An 8,849-nucleotide genomic window follows, 5' to 3' on the forward strand; every position below is an offset into this window, starting at 1 on the left:
TTAATATCAAGTTTCTATTTTTCAAGATATCTTGGCAATCATCAAACTGACACCATAAATCACACCCTCAATGACGGTGATAAAGAAACTTACTGGCCAATTTGTGATGTAACTTAAATACAGTCCCATCCATGTACCAAACAGTGCAAAAATAAGGGATAACCCAATCATACTATGCACTGAAGTGGTTAAAAATTTAGCCGATGAAGCTGGAATTGTTAACAACGAAAAGATTAACAGAGAGCCAACAATTTGCGCCGTGACACTGACCGTACAGGCAACTAACATCAAAAAAATGAGGGAAATCCAAACCGCATATTTTGAATTATAGCCAGACCCAGCTGGATCGAAAGTAATGTATTTCAACTTGCGAAATAGCAAAACTGAAATAACACCTATAATCGCAATTAATATTAACAACTCAGTTAGATTGTCACGACTAATACCAACAATACTGCCAAATAGAATGCTCGTCGCATAGCTTGATTGTTTATCAGACAATGATAGAAATAAAACACCTAGCCCTATAAAAATTGCCGAAAAAACACTAACCGAAGATTCACGCTGACTGATTTTTCGCCCCGCTAAGGAAACAAAAACTGAACTTGTCATCGTAAAAATTAGCATACCAGTTATTGGTGAAAGCCCGGCAAAGATAGCAAAGCTCGCCCCTGAAAAACTAATCTCGGATAAAGTATGTGTATAAAAAGCAGTTTTACGGGCAACGACAAACACGCCCATCACCGCACAAATCAGACTGATAAAGAAACTAGCAATAAAAGCATATTGCATGAAAGCATATTCAAACATTGGCAATTCCTTTCTCTAATTCTGCTTTTCTGATGACACCCTTGTGGTTTTGAATATGCAGTTCAACGTCAGCAAACATGGCAACAAGCTCTGGATCATGCGTGATAAAAACCACTCCTATATCTGCACTGACGCTTATTTCTTTAATTAAACGTAACAACTCAATTCGTGAATCACGGTCTAAATTAGAAGTGCTTTCATCCAAAATCAATAACTGAGGTTCTGCCATCAAAGCCTGAGCAAGGTACGCACGTTGTTTCTCACCACCAGATGTTTTGCCCATTGGTTGTTTCAAAATTTGGTTTAAATTCGTCCATTCAGCCACTTGGGCACGTAATGCTTTTTCAGAACGTGACAACCAAGGACTTAAGCGATGTGTCAAGTTCAGTGTCATAAAATTTTCAACACTCAGCGGATAAGCATCATCAATCTCTCTAAATTGTGGAATAACTTGAATGGCATCAAATGAAACACTAAAATCAACGTGTTTCGATATCTTTTTAACTTGTTTTGATTCCCCCAGCAAAGTATTTAGCAAAGTGGTTTTCCCGACGCCATTATCCCCAGTGATACATAATATTTCACCAGTGAACACCTCAAAAGACAATGATTTAATCAATGTTTTATTGGGTACACTAACGTCTAAATTTTTAACACTTAAAATTTTTTCAACCATTTGCCTATTTTTCTGATTTTTGAATGTCTGCCAATTGCTGATATTGGGCTAACATCCATTGACTATAAGTCTTCCCTTTGGGCATTGTCTCAGTTACTTTTAACACTGGTACAGAATATTGCTTTGCCAATTTAACTAATTCTGTGACCGTCTTGTCGCTTGCTTGGGTATTTTGAACAAAAAAGGTAATTCGACGATTTTTGATATCATCTTGCATCGCTTTAATATCCTTCGGTGATGGATCTGTGCCATCTTCGACTGACTTAGCAAAATGAGTATTATTTTCGGTATAGCCTAGTTCTGCAAGTGCATAATCGAAAACAGGTTCGCTCACATCAACTTTTTTATTATCTGAATTAGCTTTTAATGCATCAATTTTTGTTGTAATTGGTTTGAGTGAGGAGATGTACTTTTTGGCATTTGCTTTGAATTGCGCCTCATGTTTTGGATCAATTTTGGCGAACTTATTTGACAGATAAGTCACTAATTTTGGCATTGTTTGACTTTGATACCATAAGTGCGGATTATCGCCATTTTTTTTTGTTTAAGACATCTTCACCAACGCGAACGGAAGTGATTTTGTCATTTTTTGCTAACTTTGCCATCCATGAATCATAACCAATGCCATTGTAAACAACAAAATCAGCATTGGCAACTTCTTTTGCTACTTTGGCGCTTGGTTCATAATCATGAGGATCCACGTTGGGATTTGTAATGACTGATGTTACTGAACCATATTTGCCCAGTACTGCTTTGGCAGCTTCACCGTAAAAATCAACTGAAGAAACAACTTTTATTTTGTCATCTTGATGACTACTTTTTGCCTGCTTTGTCTGTTGACCCCACACAATGACAAGGATTACTGCCAAAATGGCAACAATAATTGCGCCAATGGTAACACGTCGTTTCATTATTTTTTACCCATCTTTCAAAATATTCTATTGTCTACAAATTTTACATTTCCGCATTAGCAGAACGATTATATGTTAATATTTCAAGCAACAACCATTCTCCGGACAAACGATTGATTGTTCAAAAATACTAGCACGTTTACAATTATAGTAATGATTACTATTTAAGTCAATAAAAAGTAATCATTACTTTTTATTTTGGGCACAAAAAAAACAACTACACTGTGGTAGCTGCCTTTTAATGGTTATTTTTCTCACGTTCCTGTTGGCAAATGTCACACAATCCAAATATCTCCAATTTGACGTTTAAGACCAAAAATTGTTGCAATTGAGACTGTAATTGCGGGGATAATGTCGAATCTATCTTAATCACACGATGACAATTTTGACAAAAGAAGTGACCATGACGTGGTGACACAAAGTCACATTGATACTTAACCTTTAACTGACCATTTTCAGATCGTTGCTCAATAATACCAAGATCCGTGAATTCTTTGATGTTGCGATATGTCGTCGTATGGCTGGCATTTGGGTAAATGCTTTGCATATAATCATCAACCTCTGTCACTGACACATAACGATTTTCAAAATCAGACAAAAATTTCAACAAATCTTTGCGTTGCTTCGTTGTCCGCAAGTCACTTTTTTCCAGTATTGCTAAGCCCTTATCATATTGTGCTATGTTATCAGCCATCTACTTTAAACCTCTATCGACATGTCACTTAATCATTACATAAGCTATTATGCTTCAAAAAACGAAAATAGTCCAATTCTTTTGCTTAGTGTCTATCTGTTAGATAATTAATTTTTCATTGTTTGCGTTGGCACATCTTTTTGGAGCCATTTTAATTTGGACCGTAACATTGCCATTGTATCAGGTAACACTAGTGCAGCCATTAACCAAAAAACTGGCAGTCCTTGAATTAAATAACGGGAACGGCCACCTTCAAATATCAAGAGATACATGAATAAACCAACAATAGACAGTCTTAATATTTGAGTCAATTTATTTTTGCTACGCCAGCCTAATGCAATCATAGACAGTAATAAAATCCAAACAACTTGAGCAATATATCGAAAATCAGATAAATACTTTCCCTCCGTATAAACAAAATCTTCAAATAGTCGCGTCAATCCTGCTCCAGTAGGCTTAGCAGTCATAAAGTTTCCCTCAATTAGCCATGCAAAAGTGCCATCTGAAGAGTTCCTATTTTGTTTAGAAATAAGAAACTTAATATAACCAAAAAAAACCTCGCTTTTTCAATCTTGCAATAAGATGTTTTTTTGAGTAGTCAACCATTGCTTTTTGACTGGGCTGCCTACCCATTGCCAATGCGTCTTTAGCATTATAGCCCCCATTTCCACTAACACCCATATTAATAAAATGAATTGCTGGCACAGTGCGATGTGGTGTAATTTCAATCACTTGTTGTGACTCTATTTGATGATTAACATAAGCATAACTCGTAACGACACCCACACATAGCAATAGTGCTATCATAATACTTTTAAGTTTTTGCCACTGAACGTCAATTCCCACTGAATTTCTAAAAAGATAAAGAAATTCAACCGCCACAATAGCTATGATAGGCACAATAGCCGATGGCTTTATAAAATAAATTGCCGTTAGGAAAAAGCCATTTCCCAACGTGGCGAATAAACGCCACACTAACTTAAAATTAGACTTTTGTGCGATGACATATGTCAAGATTAATCCAGAAACCAAGGGCATGACAACGACATCCGAGTATGGTACTAAAATCATAGGAAATACCAAAATCCAAATAGCATGCATGTATATGGTGGCGATTACTTTCTGACGATCAATTAAAGCTATTGTCAAAATATTTAGTAAAACTGCAACATCAAGGAAAATGACATTAACAATATCAAATAATAGCCAAGATGTACTATTTGCAAATACGGCAATTTGATGTTGCAATAACAACAAAGCCAAGTTGTTGGTGTACATACTAAAGTATGCTTTCAATTCATTACTATGATCAGGCAGGAGACCTTCGTGTATGGCACCCGGATCGAATCCGATACTTGGATGCGTATGCAACACCAATATCACTTGAATCAGTATGACTAGAGATAATATAATTGGTGCAACGATACTGCCTTTATCTTTAAACAGCCATAACATCGATAATCGGAATTTTTTAAACACAAAGAAAGCTGACGCAATACCAACCATCAACAATAAAAATACAATGGTCACCCACGTTGTGCCTTCACCCAATGTTTGGGGTGTTAATGTGTCACCAAGCGTTAAATTTGGCGACATCAAAGCAAAATATAGAGAAATAAAAATAAAAAAGTAAAATAGATAATCAATCAGATGATTCCCAAATTTAAAAAATGCCAATTTAAATTTTGTCAATGTTTAAGCCTTTCTGCTCAATCAGCAAGAGAAATTGAATAGAATCGTTTTGCCGATTCACCCAAATCTAATTGCACTAATTGAAAATGAATGACATCTAGTGCAGCTGTTAATTCATCAAACAACACATCAGCGAAATTTTCTAATGTCGGATTAATTGTTCTAAACGGTGCTATATCATTTAGCGTTTGCCCCGCAATTTCTGTAAATAATTTTGGACTAGTAACTCAATATCTTCAAATTTAACAACTTCAGATGTTGACGTAACAGGTGGTATGATATTTAGCACTACTTCCCAAGTGTGAGGATGTATCGTCCCTTGCCCATCAGCCCAACGAATGGCGTGGCTCGCGTTAATAAAGGTGCGTAATTTATATTGAGATATTTTTTTAATCATCTGTTTTACTTTTCTTAAACCGAGATAAGTCATCCAAAATGATTTGTTTAATGACTTTCAGTTCATTTTTAAAATTATTTGTGCGCCACGTTGCAGAGTTTGTAATCATGTTGATGATACCAATGAATCTAATGATTGATACAATCATGTTATAGAGCGGTAACGTTAAGACAACCCACCATTTTCGTTTAAGATACTTTTTTTCTTCTTTGAAATCAGTCAACATTCTGTTTACTTGCCAATAAATTAAAATCGAAAATAGCACATAAAGTAAATACATTAACACAAAGGACGCCAAAATTAGAACAGCTGAATAACCATAAAACACTAAGACAAATAAACCAATCGTCCATATCAAACGAGGAAACAGGAACGTATGATCAACCATTAAACGACTCACCATGAAGTTCTTGAAGAAATTGCCGATGTGCATATCTTTTGCCAAAAAGTCTGACGAAACGTCAACCTGTCCACGTTGCCACCTTTGTCGCTGCGTGTAAAGTTCTGAAACGCCATCAATGGGTTCAACATAGAAAATCGCGTTGTAACAAAAACCGACCTTTTTTCCTAATCGCTCACGAATTTGAAACGTCATATCCGTATCTTCGCCAACTGTATCGACGTTATACATATAGGTGCTGACTAATGTTTCACGTTTAAAAGCAGAGAAAGCCCCTGACATTGTAAATAGCTGATTCTTAGCTGATTCCATGCTTCGACCAAACATACATGCCTGTAAATATTCGAAGTACTCATTAACTCTTAAAACCCGTGCCTGCCACTTTTTTGTATCCTGAATCATTTTCTTATTAGTCAAAACGGCGCCAGCAGCAGCATCGATATCTGGATTATTTTCAAAATATAGCACTAAATTACGTAATGCATCAGGCTGTAAGATACCATCTGTGTCAAGATTAATGACATACTGACCAATGCTATTATAAATTGCGGAATTCAACGCTTTCGCTTTCCCTTGATCAGCGTCAATCCATTGCAAAAGTGCGTTGGGAAAAGCAACTTGTGCACGACCAAATTCACGAAAACTATTATCTTGGCTATTGTTATTTACAATCGTCATTTGTATCAAATCTTTTGGATAAGTTGTATTCACAATTGACTCAATGCACTCAAATAATGTTTTTTCCGAATTGTAGACGGGTAAAATAATAGAAATCATCGGTAATTTTTGCGGTATGGATAAAGGTTGATTCAATATTTTACTGTAATTGGTCCGAAAAGAATGCCAAAGTGTCGGAATAATTTCAAACAGTATTGGAATTAACAGCCAACTTGCCCAAAAGCCCAACTGATGAATTAATTGATTAATAAATGTATTCATGTTGTCTCCCGATTTTGCGATGCCACTTGGATTAATTGCCCACGAGTGAAAATTGTAAAGTAAAAAGTCAACATTAGTACGTAAAATAAGAGTCTTCCCAAAATGGAGTGAGCTAGAAAGAAACTATCACTGCCAAAAAGATGGAGACTTGTGGCCACAAAAGTTAATCGCACAATGTTTGCAGCAAAGATAAAAGCGACACCAGTCAATGCAAGCCACAATCTTTGTTGCACTTTAAACACTGGATAAAACGAAATGAGACTCACAAAAGCTGCTGTTTCAACAATACCAGAACATTCGTAGTCAACATTCATCAAAATAATTCGTTCATGATATAGCACTTGAATCACATGACCCAAAGGTAATGTACTAAAAATGCCAAAAAAGTCGCCAACTAAACCAACACCCCATGTCATAATAGTTGAAAATAGCCAAATAGCATATGGTTTGCTCCATAATACTAAAACAATAAATAAACCTAAACTCCCCATCAAAAAATAAAATGCATCTAGTTTAGCACGCTTAAAAACTGACAGGCTATATATCCAAAGGAGCACTACTATTAAAATGATTGTTTTCATCAACATTTTATGCACCCGTATTTTTTTCTTTTGTTTGACGCTTTAGTCGCAATCGGTATCCAAAAAAGGCAATGAGAAGACCTAGAAACGCAATAATCCAAGGCCCAGATGAAGCGCCCACATACGTGATTGAAGCTTTTCCCTTAAAATATTGACCATCTTTACCTTCAAAATCATCATACTCACCACTCGATGTGAGTGAAATTTCTGAATTTTCGGGAATTGTAACCGCTAAATCTTTGCGACTAATTCGAAATTCATAGACATATTTAAACTTAGATTCATCACCTTTAACAGTTTCTACGTCAACATAGCCACCTTGCGTATCATGCACTAAATGCTGCCAATCACCAAAAGCTTGTGAAACATCAACAGAAAAAGCGTGTCCCTCACCATTAGTTACTGTGCCATTGCCGAGCTGAATTTGATAGGGTTTGCCATCAATAAATATATAATACTGTTGATGAAAATTGGCATACTTGTCTAATGTACTGAAATGATTTGACATGTCAGCATTTAAGTCATACCAGCTGTCAATATAAACGTAAATATAGTCCTCATCGTATGAAAGTTTGATATCACGTTGAAAATCAGTTTGAGTGCCGTTAATATCAGCTGGTTGGCTGGAATTCAACTGAGTCCCCGGTACGTTATCCCAGTCATTAAAATTGCCATCAATCTGAATACTGCTGGAATCAGCCGATACCCTTTCGACTAAATGAGTTGAGACAAAGAGTAGAGATATCACTAATACTAATATGGTAAACATTGTTTTCTTCATGTTTGCTATAATCCTCGCTATTGTATAATCCCCATCGTCATGATTGATGGCTTCCTAAGCTGTCGTTGCACTAATATTTATTTAACGGTTCACGATGACGCCGTCCACAGTAACTGCATTTTTGGCAAAATATAGATAAGACTCGGCGCGATTGTAAAACATTTCCTTGGTTTTATCTTTTTCATGCCACTCGGCAACGCCAATTGAGATTGTGACGCCAAAAGTGCCTTTATCAGTATTCACAGAGAGCTCATTGACGGCCTTTAAAATATTTAAAGACATTTTCTGTGCCTCAGCATAATCTGTATTTTCTAGAATAATGCCAAACTCTTCGCCGCCAATTCGAAATAGCTCCGCACCTTTGTAGTTAACAATATTTTCCCTGATAGCGTGTGATACCTCTTTTAAAACAGCATCACCTATTAAATGCCCATAAGTATCATTAACCAGCTTAAAATTATCTATATCCAATATGATAAACGCTAGTTGAATTGTTTTATTTTTTGCCGCTTTAAACGATTGGTCAAAACTTTTTTCAAAGGCGGTACGGCTACTCAATTGCGTCAAAAAATCAGTATTAATACGTTCAATCAAAGCTTCATATTGTATACGACCGACGCTATTAACCAAATGAATGCAGGTCATATAAACAATCAACTTACAAATCAGAGCAATAAACAGGAGCACATCAAGTTCTTGACTAGGTAAAATCAATAACCCCCACGACGTAGCAAATACAATCATTGCAATTACAAATAATAATTTGTTTTCAATAATTGCCACTGAATATTTTTGGTAGATTGTAAAATTAAACCGAACACTTGAATAAAAAAGCCGCAGCGCCTTTAATGGTAATTGTCTAAAACAACCATAAAGGAACTGCGACTCATGACTAGTTTATCATCTCAAGAACGCACTGTCATTCAAACTTTACTCGAATTGAATTATTCTGTTCGTGCCATTGCGCG

General features: G+C 36.0%; 12 protein-coding genes and 1 pseudogene. 1 reads left to right on the forward strand and 12 read right to left on the reverse strand.

The annotated features are described in order from the left end of the window. Positions 1–21 precede the first annotated feature (21 nt). The 12 genes and pseudogenes from BMG01_RS06570 to BMG01_RS06615 form a co-directional block, all read right to left on the reverse strand. Positions 22–810: a metal ABC transporter permease gene (locus BMG01_RS06570; RefSeq protein ID WP_004914049.1), complete on the reverse strand. Its 789-nt coding sequence runs from the start codon at positions 808–810 to the stop codon at positions 22–24. Then, positions 803–1,486 carry an ATP-binding cassette domain-containing protein gene (locus tag BMG01_RS06575; protein ID WP_004914048.1) on the reverse strand — a complete coding sequence of 228 codons (684 nt, stop codon included), beginning with the start codon at positions 1,484–1,486 and terminating at the stop codon, positions 803–805. The genes BMG01_RS06570 and BMG01_RS06575 overlap by 8 nt, the downstream gene beginning before the upstream one ends. A gap of 4 nt (positions 1,487–1,490) precedes the next feature. Beyond that, positions 1,491–2,397: pseudogene (locus BMG01_RS06580) on the reverse strand (metal ABC transporter solute-binding protein). A gap of 238 nt (positions 2,398–2,635) precedes the next feature. Beyond that, positions 2,636–3,091 (reverse strand): Fur family transcriptional regulator, encoded by a 456-nt coding sequence (locus BMG01_RS06585; protein ID WP_004914041.1) that lies wholly within the window; start codon positions 3,089–3,091, stop codon positions 2,636–2,638. A gap of 107 nt (positions 3,092–3,198) precedes the next feature. Next, complete coding sequence (locus BMG01_RS11445; protein WP_004914040.1) at positions 3,199–3,558, reverse strand: hypothetical protein; 360 nt, start codon at positions 3,556–3,558, stop codon at positions 3,199–3,201. A 70-nt stretch (positions 3,559–3,628) separates the two neighbouring features. After that, positions 3,629–4,783 carry a membrane protein gene (locus BMG01_RS06590; protein WP_004914037.1) on the reverse strand — a complete coding sequence of 385 codons (1,155 nt, stop codon included), beginning with the start codon at positions 4,781–4,783 and terminating at the stop codon, positions 3,629–3,631. A 17-nt stretch (positions 4,784–4,800) separates the two neighbouring features. After that, the gene (locus BMG01_RS11450; RefSeq protein ID WP_308738280.1) at positions 4,801–4,983 is read right to left on the reverse strand and encodes a 6-carboxytetrahydropterin synthase; all 183 of its coding nucleotides are present in this window, start codon (positions 4,981–4,983) and stop codon (positions 4,801–4,803) included. Further along, positions 4,965–5,180: a hypothetical protein gene (locus BMG01_RS11455; protein ID WP_004914035.1), complete on the reverse strand. Its 216-nt coding sequence runs from the start codon at positions 5,178–5,180 to the stop codon at positions 4,965–4,967. The genes BMG01_RS11450 and BMG01_RS11455 overlap by 19 nt, the downstream gene beginning before the upstream one ends. Further along, positions 5,173–6,519 (reverse strand): TIGR03111 family XrtG-associated glycosyltransferase, encoded by a 1,347-nt coding sequence (locus BMG01_RS06600; RefSeq protein ID WP_004914033.1) that lies wholly within the window; start codon positions 6,517–6,519, stop codon positions 5,173–5,175. Before BMG01_RS06600 ends, BMG01_RS11455 begins: the two co-directional genes overlap by 8 nt. Next, positions 6,516–7,106: an exosortase family protein XrtG gene (gene xrtG, locus BMG01_RS06605; RefSeq protein WP_004914029.1), complete on the reverse strand. Its 591-nt coding sequence runs from the start codon at positions 7,104–7,106 to the stop codon at positions 6,516–6,518. The genes BMG01_RS06600 and xrtG overlap by 4 nt, the downstream gene beginning before the upstream one ends. Position 7,107: 1 nt before the next feature. Beyond that, positions 7,108–7,881, reverse strand: a complete 774-nt coding sequence (locus tag BMG01_RS06610) for a Firmicu-CTERM sorting domain-containing protein (RefSeq protein ID WP_080518952.1) — start codon at positions 7,879–7,881, stop codon at positions 7,108–7,110. A gap of 81 nt (positions 7,882–7,962) precedes the next feature. Then, positions 7,963–8,664: a GGDEF domain-containing protein gene (locus BMG01_RS06615; RefSeq protein ID WP_233127277.1), complete on the reverse strand. Its 702-nt coding sequence runs from the start codon at positions 8,662–8,664 to the stop codon at positions 7,963–7,965. 105 nt (positions 8,665–8,769) lie between these two features. On the opposite strand from BMG01_RS06615, the gene BMG01_RS10960 reads away from it, so the two are divergent. Continuing rightward, positions 8,770–8,849 (forward strand): helix-turn-helix domain-containing protein (locus BMG01_RS10960; protein ID WP_143471347.1); only part of this gene is annotated, 80 nt, incomplete at its 3' end.

The organism is Leuconostoc sp. BM2 (assembly GCF_002095565.1).
In the GTDB taxonomy this organism is placed as follows: domain Bacteria; phylum Bacillota; class Bacilli; order Lactobacillales; family Lactobacillaceae; genus Leuconostoc; species Leuconostoc falkenbergense.